Annotated in this window: 16 protein-coding genes; 8 read left to right on the top strand and 8 right to left on the bottom strand. The window is 53.9% G+C overall.

Annotated elements, in window-relative coordinates; translation table 11 throughout:
- Nucleotides 1-9: 9 nt before the first annotated feature.
- The 5 genes from sbnB (at nt 10) to V5G20_RS01930 (ending at nt 6,881) form a co-directional block, all read left to right on the top strand.
- Nucleotides 10-1,008, top strand: a complete 999-nt coding sequence (sbnB, locus tag V5G20_RS01950; protein WP_031932471.1) for a 2,3-diaminopropionate biosynthesis protein SbnB — start codon at nt 10-12, stop codon at nt 1,006-1,008.
- Nucleotides 1,009-1,069: 61 nt separating this feature from the next.
- On the top strand, nt 1,070-2,944 hold the full coding sequence (locus tag V5G20_RS01945) for an IucA/IucC family protein (protein ID WP_338463112.1): 1,875 nt from the start codon (nt 1,070-1,072) through the stop codon (nt 2,942-2,944).
- Between the two features lie 61 nt (nt 2,945-3,005).
- A complete protein-coding gene (locus V5G20_RS01940) occupies nt 3,006-4,844 on the top strand; it encodes an IucA/IucC family protein (protein ID WP_170208391.1) in 1,839 nt (612 codons plus the stop codon).
- Nucleotides 4,841-6,082 (top strand): type III PLP-dependent enzyme, encoded by a 1,242-nt coding sequence (locus V5G20_RS01935; protein WP_122958805.1) that lies wholly within the window; start codon nt 4,841-4,843, stop codon nt 6,080-6,082. Before V5G20_RS01940 ends, V5G20_RS01935 begins: the two co-directional genes overlap by 4 nt.
- Before the next feature lie 34 nt (nt 6,083-6,116).
- The gene (locus V5G20_RS01930) at nt 6,117-6,881 is read left to right on the top strand and encodes a ParB N-terminal domain-containing protein (protein ID WP_338463111.1); all 765 of its coding nucleotides are present in this window, start codon (nt 6,117-6,119) and stop codon (nt 6,879-6,881) included.
- A gap of 186 nt (nt 6,882-7,067) precedes the next feature.
- Here V5G20_RS01930 and V5G20_RS01925 read toward each other — a convergent pair whose 3' ends face one another.
- From V5G20_RS01925 to V5G20_RS01900, 6 genes are all read right to left on the bottom strand, one after another.
- Entirely contained in the window at nt 7,068-8,372 is a 1,305-nt protein-coding gene (locus V5G20_RS01925; protein WP_003388748.1) for a (Fe-S)-binding protein, read from the bottom strand.
- The gene (locus V5G20_RS01920; protein WP_035979411.1) at nt 8,369-9,763 is read right to left on the bottom strand and encodes an FAD-binding oxidoreductase; all 1,395 of its coding nucleotides are present in this window, start codon (nt 9,761-9,763) and stop codon (nt 8,369-8,371) included. Before V5G20_RS01920 ends, V5G20_RS01925 begins: the two co-directional genes overlap by 4 nt.
- Before the next feature lie 38 nt (nt 9,764-9,801).
- Complete coding sequence (locus V5G20_RS01915; protein ID WP_003388750.1) at nt 9,802-10,491, bottom strand: FadR/GntR family transcriptional regulator; 690 nt, start codon at nt 10,489-10,491, stop codon at nt 9,802-9,804.
- A 259-nt stretch (nt 10,492-10,750) separates the two neighbouring features.
- Nucleotides 10,751-12,010, bottom strand: a complete 1,260-nt coding sequence (locus tag V5G20_RS01910; protein WP_003388751.1) for an MFS transporter — start codon at nt 12,008-12,010, stop codon at nt 10,751-10,753.
- 26 nt (nt 12,011-12,036) lie between these two features.
- On the bottom strand, nt 12,037-12,906 hold the full coding sequence (locus tag V5G20_RS01905) for a DUF6282 family protein (protein WP_003388752.1): 870 nt from the start codon (nt 12,904-12,906) through the stop codon (nt 12,037-12,039).
- A gap of 20 nt (nt 12,907-12,926) precedes the next feature.
- A complete protein-coding gene (locus V5G20_RS01900; protein ID WP_228006835.1) occupies nt 12,927-13,649 on the bottom strand; it encodes an MBL fold metallo-hydrolase in 723 nt (240 codons plus the stop codon).
- A gap of 415 nt (nt 13,650-14,064) precedes the next feature.
- Between V5G20_RS01900 and lhgO the strand changes: the two genes are divergently transcribed.
- Nucleotides 14,065-15,261: an L-2-hydroxyglutarate oxidase gene (gene lhgO / locus V5G20_RS01895; protein ID WP_327956282.1), complete on the top strand. Its 1,197-nt coding sequence runs from the start codon at nt 14,065-14,067 to the stop codon at nt 15,259-15,261.
- Nucleotides 15,262-15,408: 147 nt separating this feature from the next.
- On the opposite strand, the gene V5G20_RS01890 is transcribed toward lhgO, so the two are convergent.
- Both V5G20_RS01890 and cidR read right to left on the bottom strand, forming a co-directional pair.
- Complete coding sequence (locus V5G20_RS01890; RefSeq protein ID WP_338463110.1) at nt 15,409-17,850, bottom strand: bifunctional diguanylate cyclase/phosphodiesterase; 2,442 nt, start codon at nt 17,848-17,850, stop codon at nt 15,409-15,411.
- Nucleotides 17,851-18,368: 518 nt separating this feature from the next.
- Complete coding sequence (gene cidR, locus V5G20_RS01885) at nt 18,369-19,289, bottom strand: cidABC operon transcriptional activator CidR (protein ID WP_003388756.1); 921 nt, start codon at nt 19,287-19,289, stop codon at nt 18,369-18,371.
- A gap of 109 nt (nt 19,290-19,398) precedes the next feature.
- On the opposite strand from cidR, the gene V5G20_RS01880 reads away from it, so the two are divergent.
- Entirely contained in the window at nt 19,399-19,773 is a 375-nt protein-coding gene (locus tag V5G20_RS01880; RefSeq protein ID WP_024983668.1) for a CidA/LrgA family protein, read from the top strand.
- Nucleotides 19,770-20,456: a CidB/LrgB family autolysis modulator gene (locus tag V5G20_RS01875; protein ID WP_171506841.1), complete on the top strand. Its 687-nt coding sequence runs from the start codon at nt 19,770-19,772 to the stop codon at nt 20,454-20,456. Before V5G20_RS01880 ends, V5G20_RS01875 begins: the two co-directional genes overlap by 4 nt.
- Nucleotides 20,457-20,573: the final 117 nt, after the last annotated feature.

Raw genomic sequence — 20,573 nt, 5'->3', positions numbered from 1 at the left:
GCTCCCTCCCTGCTTTATCTCAACAGGGAGGCCATCGCTTCACTGGGCGGGAACACGTCCGCCCTCTATGTCGAAGCCATCGCCGAGGTGCTCGCCAAGCACGCCCGCGGCCAATACGTCCAGCCGTTGAAGCCGTACCTGCGGACAGACGAAAAAGACGGCCATATCGCCGACCGGATTATTGCCATGCCTGCGCATGTCGGCGGGGAGGATTCCGTCTCCGGCATCAAATGGATCGGCAGCAAGCATGACAATCCGGAAAAAAGAGGGCTGGAGAGAGCGAGCGGTCTGATTATTTTGAACGATCCTGTCTCACGCTACCCGATCGCGGTGATGGAGGCGGGCATGATCAGCAGCATGAGAACGGCGGCGGTCACGGTCGTGGCTGCCCGCCACTTGGCCAAGCAAGGGTTTGCCACCGTATCGTGCATCGGCTGCGGACTCATCGCCAGACGGCAGCTCCAATCCCTGCTGGAACAATTCCCCCAGATTCAATCCGTCCATTTGTTCGACCTGCACGAAAAGGCGGCCCGGCAGCTCGCCCAGGATATGGCTGAAGCCTTCCCGGCTGTCGCTTTTGCCGTGGACCGATCAGCCGAGCAAGCGATTCGCCAGGGAGAAGTCGTCGTGACGTGCACCGTCGCGGACCAGCCCTACATTCCGTTTGAATGGCTGCAAAAAGGGGCCTTTGTCAGCAATGTCTCGATTATGGACTTGCATAAAGAAGTGTTTATCCGCGCCGACAAGGTGGTTGTCGACGACTGGGAGCAGTGCAACCGGGAGAAAAAAGTGATCAACCAGCTCGTGTTGGAAGGAAAATTCTCGCGCGAGCGGCTGCATGCGGAGCTGGGCGAAATCGTCATCGGCGAAAAATGCGGCCGGGAGACAGACGAAGAAATCATTATCCTCAACCCGATGGGCATGGCTGTCGAGGACATCGCCTGCGCCCAAAAAATGTATCAGAGGGCAGTGGAGCTCGGGGTCGGCCTTCCGCTTTCCTTGTATTGACGCTTTGCTTTCCGAGCAACCTTTTCGGAATTTTTGAAAACGAAAGGCAGGGGATCCGGCAATGAAACATGCAGAGGGGACCGTTCACCAAAAGCGTCCGCTGGAGGCACTGGAGGCACTGGAGCCATTGGAGCCGCTGGAGGCGCACAAGCCACTGGAGGCGCACAAGCCACTGGAGGCGCGGCTGGCCGAACATGCGGCAATCGAGCGGATTTTGAACGCCTATCTTCGCGAAAACGGCATTTTTGACCCGAGAGTCCAGCCTGATCAAAAACAGCTATCCATTCCGCTCACGGACGGGGCGATGTTTCGCCTTGACTTGCCCAACACCGGCGTTTCACTCGCGGGGGAGATGAGCTTTTGGTCCAGAGGGGGGCAACACGCGTATGGCACCTCTTTCTATCAAACAACGGGGTCTTCCTATCAAAAGGTGGAAGGCTGGCAGCTGATTCATTTTATCCTCGATGAGCTTTCCTGCCTGGAAAAGAACGAAGACATTCGCCTCCAAAAGAAAGGCGAACTGCTTCTGAACATCCAAAACAGCGTGCAAAAAACAGAAAGCTACCTTCGGCATTTCCTGCTCCAGCAAAAGACTCGGCATCCGTCCCACGGCTTTCTTCCGTCGGAACAATCGCTCTTTCGCGGCCATCCGTTTCACCCGACCCCGAAGAGCTCGGAAGGATTCGCCAAAGGGGAGCTGCACAGGTTCGCACCGGAGCTGGGGGCGTCATTTCAGCTGCACTATTTGGCTGTTTCCCCTGAGCTGATCGTGGAGGAGTGGATTCAAGCCCCTGAAGGGGACAGCCAGGAAGCTTGCATCCCGCAAGGTGTTCGGAAAGCGGCGGCATCAAAAGCGGAGAGGGGAAGAGAACATTACAAGCTGCTTCCTTGCCACCCGTGGCAGGCACACTACCTTTCCTCGCGCGAGCCATTCCGGAGCCTTTTTCTTGCGGGAAAAATCACCGATCTGGGGCCGCTGGGAGAGCGCACATATCCCACTTCGTCGGTGAGGACCGTCTGGGAGCCTGGACACTGCTGCCAATACAAGCTGCCGCTCCATGTGCGCATCACGAACTTTGTCAGAGTAAACACGCAGGAGCAAATCAAGCGGACGATGGATGCGGCGAAAATCGTCCGGCACGAACAGGAAGCCTTTTATACCGAGCGCTTGCAGGTATTGATGGAATACGGGTATCGGAGCATCTCCCTGCCGGATGTTCCCCCTCAGGAAAACGACCTGTTCATGCAGGAATGCGCCGTTGTCTTTCGGGAAAATCCGCCCGAGCTGATGGGCAAGGAAAGTCCTGCCTTCGTCGTCGGCTCCTTGATGGAAACGCCGCCCGGCGAGACCGAACCCGCTTTATTCCGTGCCATGCGGGACCACGAAGAGAGCCGTTTGCCCGATCTGGGCGATTGGTTCCGGCAGTACCTTGCGATCAGCATGCTGCCAATCCTCTCGCTTTTTGCGGAAATGGGAGTGAGTCTGGAAGCACACGCCCAAAATTCGCTGGTCAAGCTGGAGAACGGCTGGCCCGTCAAGCTGTACGTGCGCGATCTGGAGGGCATCAGCGTAGACCGGCAAGTCGCCATTGGCAAGGGCTGGGTCGGCGGACTGGTAGATGCGGACAGCCCGGTTCTCTATACGCGGGAGCAGGCGTGGCTCCGTTTGCAATACTACTTTTTTGTCAACCACCTCGGCTATGTCGTCCGTACCCTTGCCAAATACGGCGGGCAGGACGAGTCCGCGTTCTGGAGCATAGTCAGAAATACCCTGCTGGAGCAGCGCCAGCGCCTCTTGTCCAAGCGAATGGCAGACTGCATCGATGCTTTGCTGCATGACCAAACCTTGCCGGCAAAAGCCAATCTGGTCAGCATCTTTCAGCGGAGAGGCGAATCGCCGCTCTATGTCGACATTCCCAATCCGATACGCTGCTGAAGAGCGACAAACCGTACACGAACTGCCTTTACCACGAAGGGGTGAAACCATGGAGAACGTTATGAGCAAATCTTTTGATCCCGCTCTCCCGATGCAGGATTGGGAGGCCGCCTTGCGCAGTCCCGAATACGCCAAGGTACGCAGACGGATTTTCCGGCAGATCGTGGAATCCCTGATCTACGAAGAGCTGGTCGAGGAAAAATCGCTGGCGCTTCCTGACGGCGAGAGGGGATTCGTGCTGGAGGGCCGCACCCGGACAGGAAAACCGGTGCAATATCTTTGCCGCGGCCAAAGGAAGCTGAGCTACGCGAGGGTCCGTTTGACGGCCGCACCCATCATGAGAAGGGTAGACGGCAACGAGACGGAAGCCGTTTGCCTGGCAACCTTTCTCGAAGAAATCGGCCCGACCGCCAAAGAGGAGCCGAAGCAGTTGGAAGGCTTTCTCAAGGAAATCCGCCAAACGCTGCTTCATGACACGCACGCCAAGTTTCTGCAGACGAAGCGTCCGCCCGCTTCCCCGGCCCACAGCTATGCCGAGCTGGAAGGAGACATTCTGGACGGCCATCCGTACCACCCTTGCTACAAGTCAAGGATCGGCTTCAGCCCGGCGGACAATGCGGCCTATGGCCCCGACTTCAAGCCGTTGTTCAAGCTCTTCTGGGTAGCCGTGCACAAGCAGCGCGCCGTCGTCTCCTCCTCGGCGGGACTGGATGTTGAGGAATTTCTGAGAAGCGAGCTGGGAGAAGCTTTGTACCGCACGTTCGCCGAGCAAATCCGAAGCCGGGGATACGATCCAAAGGAGTACGCGCTCGTGCCTGTTCACCCGTGGCAGTGGGAGAGGAAAGTTGCGGACGCCTTTTTCGAGCAGATCGGCAGCGGACAGCTTCTTCTTTTGGGGGAGGGTACCGATGCTTACAGCCCCCAGCAGTCCATCCGCACACTGACCAACCGGACGTCTCCCGGGAAGGCGTACGTCAAGGTTTCGCTGGGCATCCAGAATACGTCGGCAAGCCGCATTCTCGGCCATCATCATGTGGAAAACGCCGCGATTGTCTCCGATTGGCTGGAGTCGATCCGCAAAAGCGATCCTTACTTGCGGGACGAACACCGTGTGGTCTTGCTGCAGGAGGTGCTGGGCGTCCACTTTTCCGATCCGGATCTGCCCGAAGCCGTTCAAAGGGAGATGTACGGTTCATTGGGCGCGATTTGGCGGGAAAATGTGTCCCTTTATCTGGACTCGGACGAAAGCGCCGTTCCCTTTACGGCGCTGTGCCACATCGGTGCGGACGGCATTCCTTTCATTAATGCATGGGTCCAGACATACGGCTTGCCTGCATGGCTGAAGCGCGTGCTGGAAGCCTCCATTCTCCCGCTCGTGCATTTCATGTATGCCCACGGCATCGCCCTGGAATCGCATGCCCAAAACATGGTGCTGCTCCACCGCAACGGAATGCCCACGCGGGTCGCTCTGCGCGATTTTCCCGGAGGCATCCGCTACTACACAGGGGAATTGGCCGATAAAGCGTCCCAGCCCCATCTGAAGGCTCCGCCTGCCTTCCATTCCAATGTGATTTCGTCCATGGCCACCGAGCAGGCTTCCGAGGTCACCGACTTTTTGCACGATGCGTTTTTCCATATCAACCTGTCGGAGTTTGCCATGTTCCTGGAGGACCAGTATGGTTTTTCCGAGCACACCTTTTGGGCGATGGCTGCCGAGATTATTCTTGCTTACCAAAAGCAATTCCCTCAGCTTCGCGAACTGTTCGCCAAGCTCGATCTGTTCCAGGAGAACGTGCTGGTCGGGCAATTGACGATCCGCCGTTTATGCGGAGAAACCCTGTACCGGGAGCATGCGGTTCCCAATCCGCTGCACAGCGCCTTGAAGGAGCTGATGGTATGAATCTGCCGTATCCACCAGGTCCCCTGAACCAGTTAAATCAACTGGCTCGGATCATCGAGGAAAAAAAGCGCACCCAAGACCAGCCGATATGTGCCTATTTGTACGATCTGGAGGGACTTTCCCGGCATGCCGAGGAAGTGACACGCGCACTTCCTCCTTCCTGCCGGCTGTTTTACGCGATGAAGGCCAACTCCGACCCGGAGATTCTGAAAACGCTCAGCGGGCGTGTGCACGGCTTTGAGGTGGCTTCCCTCGGCGAAGTGATGAAGGCGCGGGCCGCAAGTGAACGGACCCCTGTCATCTTCGGCGGGCCAGGGAAGACGGATGAGGAAATCAGAGGAGCGATTGAGCAGCGGGTCACGCTCTTGCATGTGGAGAGCATGCACGAGCTGAAAAGAGTCGAACACATTGCCGCAGCCATGAACAGGACCGTCCCCATCCTCCTCCGCATCAATCTGAGCGGACCCTTCCCGCAAGCGACTCTCGCCATGGCAGGGACGCCGACGCAGTTTGGCATCGACGAATCGCTCGTCGGAGAAGCGATCCATCTGGCGTTGTCCTGCCCGCACATTTCGCTGGAGGGCTTCCATCTGCACTCGCTGTCCAACCAGCTCGACTGGCGCAGCCATCTGGCGCTGCTCGCCTATTATTTTGACAAGGTGGATGGCTGGTCCGGGCAATACGATATCAACATCTCTACGATCAACGTCGGGGGCGGGATCGGGATCAATTACGCTGACATCGGCAGCCAGTTTGGATGGAGCGAGTTTGCCGACGGCCTTTCCCGTCTCATCAGCGAGCGGAACAAAGAGGGGACCTCGATTCTGTTTGAATGCGGGAGGTTTTTGACAGCAGCCTGCGGCTACTATGCCGCGGAAGTGATCGACATCAAGAAAAACCACGGCAAGCATTTTGTCATCGTCAGGGGAGGGACGCACCATTTCCGTCTGCCGGTGTCCTGGCAGCACAACCATCCATTCGCCGTCGTGCCGCTGGACATCTGGAACTATCCGTTCGAGCGGAAGGAAATCAAGGACAGCGATGTGACCATCGTCGGCCAGCTTTGCACGCCGAAAGACGCATTTGCCAGGGATGTGCCCATCGACCGCATCCGTATCGGTGACGTGGTTCTCTTTTTGTACGCCGGGGCGTACGGGTGGGCGATTTCACACCACGATTTCCTCAGCCACCCTCATCCCGAGCATATGTATTTGACAAACACATCTGTTCTCACATAGCCATCCCGAGTGGCAAGGTAAAAAGGAGGCACTCATGTCAGAGGTTTTGCTGTCACTGCAATTGATCGAGCTGGACAAAATGTCGCTACACGAAGAGCATGAACCGTCGAGGCTTGAACGTGTCAGCCAGTCGATGCGGGAGGATGGGTTTTTGCGCCATCCGATCCTGGCGACGGAAATGAGAGACGGCCGCTATCTGGTGCTGGATGGAGCCCACCGCATCGGCGCTCTTCGGCTGCTGGGGTATTGCAAGGTGCCTGTACAGGTAGCGAGGCAGGACGATTTCTCCATCGAGGCGTGGCATCATCTCGTTCCTGCAGACGCGGGGGTACAGCAGCTTTTTGAGGACCCTTCCCTCCACTGGACGGCGGGGAGCGGAGCTGCTGCACAGCGACAAGGCTGGCTGGAGATCGTGGATGAGCACGGCAATGTGCGGGCCCTGGATTGCGGAGTTCGCCACGACTTTCTGGAGGCTTGGCACAAGGTCGTTTCCGCATACAACGCCCGCGGAGCGGTCAAACGGGTCCCTGCCGGAACCTGCCTTCTGCCGGACAGCGGGATGCTATTGATCAGATTCAAGCCGCTCTCGTACGCGGAGCTGGAACGCGTGATGGAAGCAGGGCGCGTGCTCCCGGCAGGGGTCACCCGCTTCCAGATCAACGGTCGCTTGCTGAACCTGAAAATCCCTCTTCACCTGCTGCACAGAGATTCCGACGTTTCGGAGTGGGAGAGGCTGCGGCATGTTTGGCATCGCTCTCTGCGTTTATATACTGAACAAGTTTATTTATGTGAAATATAAATAACATGCCGCTACAGCCACAGACGACAAAATAGAAACGGATCATCAGGCGCTTGACGTCCTTGATGATCCGCTTTTTTCTGTCTGTCCCGAACAGTTGGTGCTTGTACCGGGCAGCGCTTTTCCGGGTAGTTTATGCTAGTACCGGCCGAACAGTTCATGCTTGCATGTATCACATGCTTGTACCTATAAGTTGATGCCGCACCTTTCGGCCAAATATTCCACCAGGTGGACGGCCCGCATCCGGTCGTTCAAGTTTTCCCGCTCGATGCCGAGCTTCATTTGCAAAAGGCAGCCCGGGTTTGTCGTGACAATCGTGGTGGTCTGCGTATCTTTGACGTGCTTCATTTTGTAGTCGAGGATTTCCATCGAGGCATCGTACTGCACGATGTTGTAGATCCCCGCCGAACCGCAGCACATATTGGCCTCTTTCATCTCGACCAGCTCCACGTTTGGCAGGCCTTTGATCAGCCCCAGCGGGTCTTCGGTCACTTTTTGGACGTTTGTCATATGACAAGAACGCTGGTACGTGACTCTCTCTGCCGGTCTCTCCTGTCCCTTGATCCCGCCGCACAGGGCGAGCACCTGGGAAATGTCTTTCGTTTTCCCGGCAAATTGGCGGGCCCGCTCAGCCCATTCCGGTTCGCCCGCGAGCAGGTGGTCGTATTCCACCATCATCGCGCCGCAGCCGCCGGCGTTGTTCACGATGAAATCGACTTCCGCCTGTTCAAAAGCGACAATATTTTGCTTCGCCAGCTTTCTGCTTTCGTCCAATTCCCCCGTGTGGGCATGCAGCGCGCCGCAGCACGTCTGCTTCTCGACTACGATCACATCGCAGCCGACCTCGGCCAGAAGCTGGACGGACAGATGATTGATCCTTCTGAACATGGCGTCCATGACGCAGCCGACAAAGAAGGCGACCGTGTATTTCTTTTCACCCTTGGCTCTCGTTACCGCAGGCAAGCTGGAGCGCTCGCCCGGCGATACCGGAGCCGGCATGATTTTTTCAAATTCACCCAGATGAGCAGGCAGCTTCTCCATCAGCCCGCTTTTTCTCGCGAGCTTTTGGACACCTGTTTTTTCATACAGCCACATGGCGTTGCCGATCAGCTTCATCGCCCTGCGGCTGGGGAAAACCTTTTTGAACAGCGTGTTTCTGAGCGCTTTTACCGGTACGGAAAACTTCTTGCGCCGCGTCACGGCTGCACGAGCCGATTCCAGGATCGCGCCGTATTCCACACCTGTCGGACAGACCGTTTCGCAGGCCCGGCAGCCGAGGCACAGATCCAGCGGCTCCTCCAGTACCGAAAGATCCTTGATTTTCCCCTCGCCGGCCATCTTGACCAGGTTGATCCGGCCGCGCGGGGAATGCGTTTCCTTGCCCATTGTCAAATAAGTCGGACAGGCGGGCAGACAGTAGCCGCACTGCACGCATTTGCTGGTTTTGTCGTAATTCAGTTCCGCACGCAATGCTGCAAGATTCTCACTCATTCGCTCAACACCAACTTTTGTCCGGGCTCCGGAAAAATCTTGCCGGGATTCATAATGTTATGAGGATCCCAGGCTTGCTTGATCCGCTTCATCATATCCAGGCCCGCGGCTCCCAATTCCATTTCCATAAACGGCGCCTTCATCGTTCCGATGCCATGCTCTCCGGACAGCGTGCCCCCTAGCTGCACAGCGGCTTCGAAAATTTCCGCAACGGCCTTTTCCACGCGGGCCATTTCTTCCTTGTCCGCTTTGTCCGCGATGATGTTCGGGTGGAGATTTCCGTCGCCCACGTGGCCGAATACAACGAGATGGATATTGTACTTCTCCTTGATCTCCTGCAGGCGTCGGCACATCTCGGGAATTTTGCTGCGCGGCACAGTGGCATCCTCGGAAATCTTCGTCGGCTTCACCCTGACGATGGCCGGAGAAACCAGCTTTCTCGCCTTCCAGACATCTTCCTTTTCCGCCTTTGTTTGCGGCACGCGCACTTCCCTCGCGCCAATTTGCTTGCATACCTGCGAGACCTGCTCGGCTTCATCTCGTACCGCCATCGGGTGGCCGTCCAGCTCGATCAGGATCAGTGCCTCCGCATCTGTCGGCAATCCTGACGGCTGGTAGTTTTCCACTGCCACCATGGAGGCCTGATCCATCAGCTCCATTTTGGACGGCAGGATGCCTGAGGTGAGGATCTGGGAAATTGCTCTCCCCGCGTCAACGAGGCTGTCAAAGACCGCCATCACTGTTTCCGAAGCGGGAGGCTTCGGGATCAGCCGCAGGATTGCTTTTGTAATAATGCCAAGCGTGCCTTCCGAGCCGACGATCAGCTTGGTCAGGTCGTAACCGGTCACGTTTTTGACCGTTCTCCCGCCCGTGCGGATGATCTCGCCCTCCGGGGTGATGACTTCCAGGCCGATGACGTAATCTTTTGTCACGCCGTACTTCAAGCCGCGCGGTCCGCCTGAGTTCTCCGCCAGATTTCCGCCGATGGTAGACACATGGGAGCTGCTCGGGTCAGGCGGATACATGAGTCCCTTTGCCTCCGCCGCTTTGTGTATGTCGGCAGTCAGTACACCCGGAGAGACGACCGCGACCAAATCTTCTTCGTCGATTTCGAGCAAATCGTTCATGACCGATAAATCGATGACCATGCCTCCCTTGACCGGGAGAGGACCACCGCTCAAACTGGTCGATTGGCCGCGCGGATAAACAGGGATTTTCTCGCGGTTGGCGAATTTCACCAGCTCGGCTACTTCCTCGACGCTCTTCGTCTGAATGACTGCATCGGGAAGAAAGGTTCCAAACGAGGCGTCAAAGGAGTAGCTGAACCGGTCGCTTTCATCGGTAAGCACTCTGCCTGTTTTGACAATGTCAACAATCTGTTTGATTTGCATGTCCGTCATCGTCTCATTTTTCTCCTCTTGTTGTTGGACTAAGAGAACAGGTCCAGCTTTTTCTCCGCATTTTTGAGGTGAATGGCGCATTGGATTTTCGCCAGTTCCGGTTCCTCCATCTCAATGGCCGACAGGATGTTCAGGTGCTCCTGATAGACCGCTTTGCGCTTCTGTTTCAAGCCCAGGTTGGACTGAAGAGTGATCTGCAGGGCACGCTCGTAGAGAGAAGACAGGTTTTCCATCGCCTGGATCATGACCGGGTTATGCGTGGCCAAAAACATCGACCGGTGGAACTCCATATCCGCTTCCATGCCAATCTTGCTGTCGTCGGCCAATTCTGCCTCCAGCCACTGGAGCGCCTCTCTCATTCGTTCCAGTTGTTCAGGCGTTCGCCTCAGGGCAGCCAGATAGGCGGCCTCAGGCTCAAGAATCTTCCTCATCTCAAAAAGGTGTCTGATCAGCTCGGCATCGTCATTTTCAATCTGGATGTTGCTGAATATGCTGGAACCGTTTCGCTCTTCGACAAAGCTCCCGCCCCCCTGGCGAGAGTTGATGACACCGGCTGCCCGCAATACGCTGAGCGCTTCCCGGATCGGGATTCGGCTTACGCCAAACTGGGCAGCCAGCTCCATTTCCGTCGGCAATTTCGAACCTGGGGGATATTTGCCCGCCTCGATCAACTTTAACAACTCACGTGAAATGATTTGCGACAGTTTTTCTTTGGACATCGTACATCTCCGATTCTCATTTTGGTTTATTTGTAATACAAATTGTAAATTATTCAGATGGCAAAGTCAATTCCGGTCGACTCTTTACCATTGTTTTGCAGACAAACTGAGCAAAAGAAGGACAGGAAAAGGAGAGCACTTGTTCACTCTCGCAATAATTGTAATACAAATAACAAGGAAAAAGAAAAGTTCATGATGGACTCCTCATCCACAATGAACTTTTCTTGTCGACAATCGATTGTCTATGTGCAACTGTATGCTAATTTAATTGCTTGCCCATCGTTTCCGGCAAGAACAGCAGTACGAGGATTGCCGCCAGCGCAAACGAGATGGCCAGGAACCCGAATGCCGCACCGAGCCCCATGCCGGTTGCCATAAATCCGACTACAGTCGGTGCAGTTGCAGCGATTCCGCGTCCAAAGTTGTAACAGAACCCTTGTCCGGTCGCGCGAATCTCAGTCGGGAACAGCTCGGCCAGAACCGCTCCAAAGCCGCTGAAGTAGCCCGATCCAAAGAAGGCGACAAACGGACCGAGGATCAGCAGTCTGGTCGCGTCGCTGGACATGCCGTAAAACGGAACAAGCAGCGCCGCCAGCGCGAAGAACAGGATAAAGGTCTTTTTCCGTCCGATCTTGTCCGCCAAAAAGCCGAAGGAGACGTAACCCAACCAGGCACCTGCCTGCATGATGACAATCCAGGTCGTCGATTTCATAATATCCAGACCGGCCCCGCCTTGATCGACTGGAGTGCCGAGGTAGGACGGAATCCAGGTGAACAGGCCCCAGTAGCCAAATTGCGCGCAAACGCTCAATGCCGCACCGAGTATGGTCCAACGGAGTACCTTCCCGGAAAACAGCTCAACCAGCTTAGGCTTGCTTTTCTTTTTCTGCGTGGTGGCCTCCTGCTTCATTTTTTCCCAGATCTCAGGCTCTTTTGTGCCTTTGCGGATCCAAATGGCGACCAAAGCCGGAACAATTCCGAAGAAAAACACTCCGCGCCAGCCCCACAGCGGAATGACCAGACCGGCCACAATCGCAGCCAGCGCGTAACCAATTGCCCAAGCACTTTGTACGAGACCCATCGCTTTTCCGCGATGCTTTGCGTCCCAGGTTTCCGTAATCAGGGCTGCGCCCGCAACCCACTCTCCACCCATTCCGAGCCCGAGCAGCAAACGGAATACGGCCAATTGTGTAACCGTTTGCGAGAATCCACAGAGGAATGTAAACAATGAGTACACGATAATACTGATCATCAATGATTTCGTGCGGCCATACCGGTCAGCAACCATCCCGAACAATAGTCCGCCGAAGGCAGAACTGAGCAGGGTAAGCGTTGCCAAAAATCCGCCGGCCGTCTTGTCCATCTGCAATTCCTGCATCACTTGCACCAGAACCATGGAGTACAGCATTACATCCATCGCATCCAGAGCCCATCCGGACCCGGCAGCGATTAACGCCCGCCATTGGTTTTGCGTAACCTCTTTATACCATGGCTTGTTTGACAACTGTGCTTGCGCCATACTTTTTCAACCCCTTTTCTCTTGTCTTACGTAAGCCCGATTAATTCCGCCGGGTTGAAACAAGCCATTTGCTCAACCTCTTTCTCTGTCATGCCCTGTTCCAATAAGATTTGAATAAACTGGTTGTACCCTTCCGTCGGCACCGGATGGTTGGCCTGTCCGAAATCGGTTTGCAAAATGCACTTTTCAATGCCGATCTGGCGGATGCCCCGCACCAGCTCGTCCGGCTCGATCGACTTCCACAGCGGCATCAGCGTCAGCATCGACTTCTCGACGTACGCGCCCATTTTGACGAGTTCGATTTGCAGCGAAAGGTCCATTTTGTTGATTTTCAAATCAGGATGGGCGACAAGCACCTTTTCCACCCCGCGCTTCGTCGCGACTTCCACGAGCTTCCGGGTTTCCAGCGGAGAGAGATGACCCGTTGCCAATACGGCTCCGGTGCCCTTGATCAAATCGATGATGTCATAGACGACGGGCAGCAGCTCGCCGTCCTCCGAAAGGATCGTGATCCCTTTCTGAGGCAGGAGGCGAATGGTCGATTTTTGTTCCTTGTAGTCGCTCTTTCCGCCGTAATGATCCAGATGATGCTTGGCTGAGCCGGTAGGCATCCAGATCAGCTTTGCCCCCTGCTGAATCGCCATGTCTACGGCGTAAGGATTGAGACCGCCGACGTACTCATTGAGCACCAGCGAGCCGTAGACCTCGATTCCTTCCACCACTTTGCTGACCAGCTTCGCTCTGGAAACGGTCGATTCTTCGTGCGCCTTGAGGACGATTGCCCGCATCCCCGCTTGCTTGGCTTGCTCCGCCAGCTCCAGATCATTTACCGAACGGGGAAAAATGCTGGGACTGGAGTGGACGTGTATATCAATGGCACCTTTTAGATCGTTCATTTCAACCACCTTCTGTCATTTCAGATTTTGAGCGAGAATGTCTCGTCCTTCCAAGGTACGATAATTTGTACAGCGCTTTCATGCAACGGGTTGACGACGATTCCCTGGCCGGTTCTCTCGATCTCCAGCAATCGATCATGGCCGGGGACGACAACATCTGCCCACTGGGCGATCGCCCGGATACTCTCTTTGCTTTTGGCGTCATCCCATGTCATCACTGCGTCGCCACTGGTCAGCTCCAGGATGTTTTTCACCGCGTCTGACACCAACGCCCACTTTCTCCCCTGGTATTCAGTCAGAATGGAAAACAAGCCCGGCGTATGCCCCGGTGTAAGCAGCCACGAAAGTCCTTCGACGACGCCGGACTCTCCGGACAGTAGCGACAGCTTCCCGGAATCGCGCAAAGCCGGAAACATCTCGCGAGGGACGGCGAGGTCCTTTGTCCCGTTCTCTTCTATATGTTTGACTTCCTCTTCGTGCAGGTAAAACGTAGCGTTCGGAAACAGCGGATAGTTGACAGCGTGATCAAAATGAAAGTGACTTAACAGGACCGTACCGACATCTTCGGGGCCAACCCCCAGCTCCTTCAGTTTGGCCAGCAGCGAATATCGCTCATGAAAGCCCACGGTGTCATACAAAATCGGCGCTTTTCCTTCTCGGCGAATCAACACGCAACTGCTCCATCCAAGAAAACCACGGCTTGATCTTCCCGGAAAGCCTTGATACAAGACGGTAATTTCCATGTTGGTTTCCTGCCTTTTTCCGTCGCATTTTGTTTGCTGTATACGCCCTGCTCACGGGTTTGGATTCAAAGGGAGTCTCTTGTCCGCATGCTCAACCCGATTGCGCAAGCATTTGTTTCTCAACATTCTGTTTTTGCCAGAATGACCGATAAGTTGTTATAACAACTTGTACTACAAAAATACAAGCTTTTTTCATCACTCCCTTTTGTACAAAACCCGATTTGATACGTTATATATGGTGATATAAAGAATACAACACGATTATAAGTTTGTCTATATTCCAAATAATTTATTTCTTTTGAACTCATTTAGGTTGATTTGTATTACATGTGTATTATAATTGTAATACAACTTCTCATTCATGCTTGTACATTGCAGAGATATTCAGGAATGCTTAGCGGAGAAAGGTGATATCATGTATGACTATGTCATTATCGGGGGCGGTATCGTAGGTCTCTCTACCGGTTATGCGCTTGTCGAAAAGTACCCACAAGCCAAAATTGCCGTCGTCGAAAAGGAACGCACCCTTGCTTTTCACCAAACCGGTCATAATAGCGGAGTAATCCATTCCGGCATTTATTACAAGCCGGGCAGCTTGAAGGCAAAGCTTTCAAAAGAAGGCGGCGACTTGCTGCGAGCTTTTTGCAACCAGCATGAAATTCCTTACGATATGTGCGGAAAAGTGATTGTGGCAACCGATCAGCATGAGCTGCCCCTGCTTGAGAACCTATATAAACGCGGCCTTGAAAACCAGCTCGACGTTTCCATCATTGATGCGGATCAGCTCGCAAAGATCGAGCCCCATGCATATGGCCTCAAAGCCATCCGGGTCAAGGAAGCCGGAATCGTCAATTACAAGCGCGTCGCCGAGTCACTTGCCAAGGTCATCCAGGAAAAAGGCGGCGATATTCTTCTGGGGACAAAAGTCGAAAATATAAAGGAAAGCAGCTCCGGAGTCGAGATCGAATGCACCAACAAGACGATCCACGCCCGCTATCTGATCAATTGCGCCGGCCTCCATTGCGACCGCATCGCAGCGCTTCAAGGATTGAAAACCGATATGAAAATCGTCCCTTTCCGCGGCGAATACTACGAATTGAAACCGGAAAAGCACTATCTGGTGAAAAATTTGATCTATCCGGTTCCGAATCCGAACTTTCCCTTCCTCGGCGTCCACTTCACCCGGATGATGGATGGCCACGTGCACGCCGGTCCGAATGCGGTGCTGAGCTTTAAACGGGAAGGCTACCGCAAGACAGACTTTGATCTCAAGGATATAACCGAAGTCCTGACCTATCCCGCCTTTTGGAAAATTGCCTACAAGAACCTGGGCGAGGGCTGGAAGGAAATGGTCCGCTCATTCAGCAAAAAGGTGTTCGTCCAGAGCCTTCAGCGCTTGATACCGGAAGTTCGCGCCGAGGATCTGGTCGAGTCCGAGAATGGCGTCAGGGCCCAAGCGCTTACAAAGGACGGGAAATTGGTCGATGACTTCCTGATCGTCACCAATCAGCGCTCCACCCATATTTTGAATGCGCCCTCACCTGCGGCGACAGCCTCGATTGCGATTGGGCGCAACATCGGGGAGAGAATTCCGGAGCCGGCACAGATTTAACCGCATGCCTCTGACCGGGCTTTCAGATCACAGAAAGCGAGTCCAGTCACCATACAGAAAAATCCCGTCTCACTTTGCTGATGAGACGGGATTTCTTTTTGGCAGGCCTATGCGAACATCGATCCTGGCTGATTGCCAGCTTGTCCACTATTGATAGCTGGGCAAACGGTTGGGGACAAAAAACGTTTTTTCCACCTCACTGGCAGACAATGGGCTGCTGAAATAATACCCTTGAATTTCGTGGCAGTCATTTTCCGTGAGAATGTCGAGCTGATCCTTGGTTTCGATTCCTTCCGCGATCACATCCAGCTTCAGATGCTGTGCCATGGAAATGATCGTCGCGACGATTGCTTTGTCGTTGTGGTTTTCGGATATATCGGTGATAAAGGAACGGTCGATTTTCAATTTGTGGATCGGGAACTTTTTCAAATAGCTAAGCGAGCTGTAGCCCGTTCCAAAGTCGTCCAGACTGATCCTCGTCCCGATCTTGTTCAGCTCCTCCAGAATGCTGATCGATACGGCCGGGTCCATCATCATGCTCTCGGTAATTTCCAGCTCCAGGTATTGGGGCTCCAGCTTTGTTTCCTCGAGGATTTTGACGATGTACTCGACCAGGTTCGGCTGATGGAATTGATGAGAGGAGAGATTGACGGAGACAGGTATCAAAGGACCGCCTTCATCATGCCATTTTTTCATTTGCCGGCATGCTTCGCTCAGAACCCATGTACCGATTTCGTAAATCAAGCCGGTCTCCTCTGCGATTGGAATAAATACGCCGGGAGACAGCATCCCTCTGGTGGGATGATTCCATCTGACCAGCGCCTCCACTCCGATCATTCGGTTGCTTTGGGCATGGAATTGCGGCTGGTAGTACACGACCAGCTCGTTGCGTTCAATCGCTTTTCGAAGATCGCTCTCCAGGCCGATATTCTCCAGCAGTTGAACGTCGAGATCCGGCGAGTAAAATTGATGTCCGTTCTTGCCCTGCTTTTTCACCTTGTACATCGCCGTATCCGCTTTTTTCAGAAGCTCGACGGCATCCCTGCCATGAACCGGAAACAGTGCGGTTCCGATGCTTGCAGATATGTAGAAGTCGTTGTCTTTCAAATGGAAGGGCTTCTTCAGCGCTTCGATGATCCGTTCCGCCAGCTCTGCCGCTTCCTCGCCTTCCGGGCCGGTATTGCAGAGGATGGTAAACTCATCTCCCCCCATGCGGGCAATCGTTGCTTCGAACCCCTCGGCGCTCTTGACGATTCTGTCGCTTACGCCCTGCAAAAAGATATCTCCATACGTATGTCCGAGTGAATCGTTGATCATTTTAAAACGGTCAATATCCAGAACCATCACGGCAAAGGTGGATGAGTCCCGATTGCTTTGCTCAATGGCCTGATCCAAGCGCTCATTGAGCTTCCTCCGATTGGGCAAGCCCGTCAATTCATCGTGATAAGCCAAATGTTTGATTTTCTTTTTGGTTTTGTTTTCTTCCGTTATATCCTTTATAAAAATATGATTTCCGACTATTTTGCCATCTATCTCCACAGGGATATTCATTACACTCAGCTCGACCAGGTTGCCGTTCGGTTGAACAAAAGAGGTCTCAAAGTCTTTGGGCAGCAGCCTGGACGATTGCTCTTCCACTCCGTCTGTTTTCGCCTTATCTTTGGCGCTCATGTCCAACCCGATCGCAGAAAAGTGCTTGTTGAGGTAATCTTCTGCCTGAATGCCGATCATTTTGGGGACAGCAGGGTTCATATTAATGATGGTCCCGGCCTTATCCAGAGAAATAATGCCGTATTCGTTATTTTTATATAGCGAGCGATACCAGCTTTCATTTTCCTGGATGACCAGGTCCTTTTGCGACAGCCGTTTGTTGATGAATACGCCTGCCAGTGTAATGCCCAATAGCAGGAAGGTAGCAAGGACAATGATGTAGGCAAGCGTTTCCGTTTCGATTTGCACCTCGACACCATACTGGTGCTCGCTCGCATGGAAATGGGCGGCAACCATGCCCGTATAGTGCATCCCCGCAATCGCCGCCCCCATAATGAGCGAGCTGCCGAGCTTGTACAAGTAGGCAAATCGGGATTGGTCCTTGCGGAAATAAAACAGGAGCCACAAGGCCGCAAACGAGGCCGTAGCGGCAATGACAACAGAAAGGATAACGAGCCCCTTGTCATAGGTAATGCCGATCATCATCGCTGCCATCCCGGTGTAGTGCATCCCGGATATGCCGCCGGCCATCAATACGCCGGCGATGGCAAGCTCCTTGACCTCCAGCTTGTTTCTCGATACGGTCAAAAGGGCAATGCCTGAGACAAAAATGGCGAAGAGAACAGATAGGATGACAAGCGAAAGGTCGTAGAGCACTTTGACGGGCAGGGCAAGGGCTAGCATCCCGACAAAATGCATGGACCAGATGCCCAGCCCCATCGACATGGCGCCAAAAACCAGCCAAAGCAATCTATGCTTCCCGCGGCTTACATTCACCCTTCCGGCCAGATCAAGCGCGGAATACGAGGCTGTGACCGCAATTAAATAGGAGAGGATAACCAAAAACGTGTCGTACGTCCCATGTATCTGATGATCCATAACTTCTCACCTGCTTTCTTTGTTCAGCTGACCATCAGGCAGAAAACCACTCTCGAGTATACGGATCGGACTCACACAATTAGACGCTTGCCGCCGCCCTTTGTAACATACCTGCGGAGGCAACCACTTGGTCGGTTGCCATTCCAATCTCTTCAGCCATTTGAAATGGCTAGCAGACCTTTTCTTTCCTCCAAAGACATGTATAAGGCTTGAAAATGGACAGGTTCCCATTTATTTTACCAACTCCTTTTCCCGTTCAAAACGCTTTTCTGAAAAAGACGTTTTTTTCACTGATGACTGGTTGCGGACTTATCATACAACACCGTTCTGAAACTTTTATGAAAGTCACAGCAGAATGAAAAAGACCCCGACTGCTTTACAGACGAGGTTCGTGTATGTTCCCATCTTTTTCGCTGCTTTCGGACGTTTCCTCTCCCGGCAAACGTACCGGCGCTGCATGGCGCTTCTGAGCCCCCGGAACGGTTTCCCGCCAGACCTGTTCCCATGGAAAAGCCCGATCAGCCATGCTCGCGCGGGTGTTTGTTTTTGCCCCTCCACTCCTCGAAAAGATTCTGGGTAAACCGGATCCATTCCCGTGCGGCAAACGAAAGGTACCGATCCTTGCGCCAAATGATGACCAGGTGCCAGGGGATCACGGGCTGATCGAGAGGCAAAACCCGAATCCGCTCCTCATCAAGCTCGCGACAGATCGGTTCGGGGAGCAAAGCAATGCCGAAATTGGCCGCCACCATCTCGCTGATAAAATCCCACTGGGAGCTTTCATAGATGACCTTCGGTTGAAATCCCGCTTGTACGCACTCTGCCGTAATCCGGTCATGGAGGGCAAAATCCTCGCGAAAGAAAACGAAATCCTCTTCAGCCAGTTCGGATAACGACACCGCTTTTCTGTCGGCCAACCGATGAGAGGGATGGACGAGCAGCATCAGCTTCTCCTTTACAAGCGAAAAGGAATGAAACAGCTCCTCATTTGTCGGCGACAGCACGACCCCTATATCCAACACGCCGGTTTCCACATCCGCTTCCACTTTCTTTGCCCCGTCTTCCACGAGCTGAATCGTGATAGCGGGATAGTGCTCCCGGAACTTCCCCAGCACATTGGGGAAAAAGCTCGACCCGATCATCGGCGGCAATCCGATGCGAATGTGCCCCTTTTTCAGGTTCATCAAGTCCCCGAGTTCGGCTGACAGGTTTTGGAAGGAATGCACAATATCCTGCGCCTGAACGAACAGGATTTCCCCGGCATCCGTCAATTCCAACTGCTTGCCCAGGCGGTGAAACAGCACAACCCCCAGATCCTCCTCCAGGTTTTTGACCATTTTGCTGATGGTCGGCTGTGTGATATACAGTGCCCGCGCTGCTTTCGTAAAGCTCTTGTATTGAGCCACCTTTAAAAAATATTGCAAATGGCGAATATCCATGTACGGTCTCCTCATTATGCATAGATAAAATGAATGCCAGTCATTCTATCTATTCATTTTACCTATGCAAACAGATCATGTAAACTTTTCACAGAAAGGAGGGAGCGATGTGGCAACCCTGCTGAAAAGCGCGGGACAAGTGATTCTGCTTTGCGCATTTTCCCTGCTCCTGCACAAGCTGGTCGATTTCTTTCAACTGAAAATTCCGGCCAGCATTTTGGGCATTTTGATTGTCTTCATCCTTCTGCAAGCAAAATGGATTCGCCTGGACTGGATCGAAGCAGGCGCCCAATGGCTGCTGGCGGAGCTTTTGCTCTTCTTCATTCCCTCCGCTGTGGGCATCATGAAATACAAAAGCGTCTTGCTCAGTGACGGCGTCTACGTCACGTTGGTGATTGTCGTCAGCACCGTCATCGTCATGGCCAGCGCAGGACTGGTCGCGAAAAAAATTGGCGAGAAAAAGGAGAGGACTCCGCTGCCATGATTGCTTTTCTGAGTCTCATCCTCACCATCATCCTGTACTGGGGCGCAAAGCGGTGCTACCGCCTCAAGCCAAAGGTTTACCTGTCTCCACTGCTGACGGCACCGCTATTGATCGTCGCGTTACTAGTATGGACAGATACACCCTATGACTCTTATCAGACGGGGGCGAAATGGCTGAGCGACATGCTTGAGCCGGCTACGATCGCTTTTGCCGTCCCGCTGTACAAATATTTTCACATTCTGAAAAAACATGCGGCCGAGATCATCGTCAGCGTGCTGTCCGGTTCGGTTGCAGCGATTGTTTCTTCGCTGTTCATCGCCCGGCTGCTCCATCTCAACATGCAAATTGTCGACAGTCTCATTCCGCGCTCCGTCACCACCCCCATCGCGATGGGCGTATCGGCGAGCATCGGCGGAGTTCCGGCGATCACTGCGGTATTTGTGATCATGACGGGCCTTCTCGGGTCTGTTATCGGACCGATGGTCATCCGCTTGCTGCGGATCGAAAACGACATTGCCCGCGGCGTGCTTCTCGGCACAGCGGCCCATGGAGCCGGTACGTCCAAGGCGTTCGAGTTTAGCCCGATCACTGGCACGATTTCCAGCTTGTCGATGATTTTAGCAGCGCTGATGACGCTGGGCGTGGCCCCGTGGCTCGTGCCCGTTTTGGCCGGCGTATTTTGAACGACAAAAGCCGCTTCGATGTCGAAGCGGCTCAGCCTGTAGACAAAGTTCCGTAAGGAACAGGGTCTGCAGGCTTTTTTGTTGAATATAGAACATGTTACGTTTTCAAAAGTTATT

Source organism: Brevibacillus borstelensis (assembly GCF_036700025.1).
Classification (GTDB): domain Bacteria; phylum Bacillota; class Bacilli; order Brevibacillales; family Brevibacillaceae; genus Brevibacillus; species Brevibacillus borstelensis.
The sequence above is the reverse complement of the archived record's forward strand: the minus strand, read 5'-3'. Positions and strand labels throughout refer to the sequence as shown.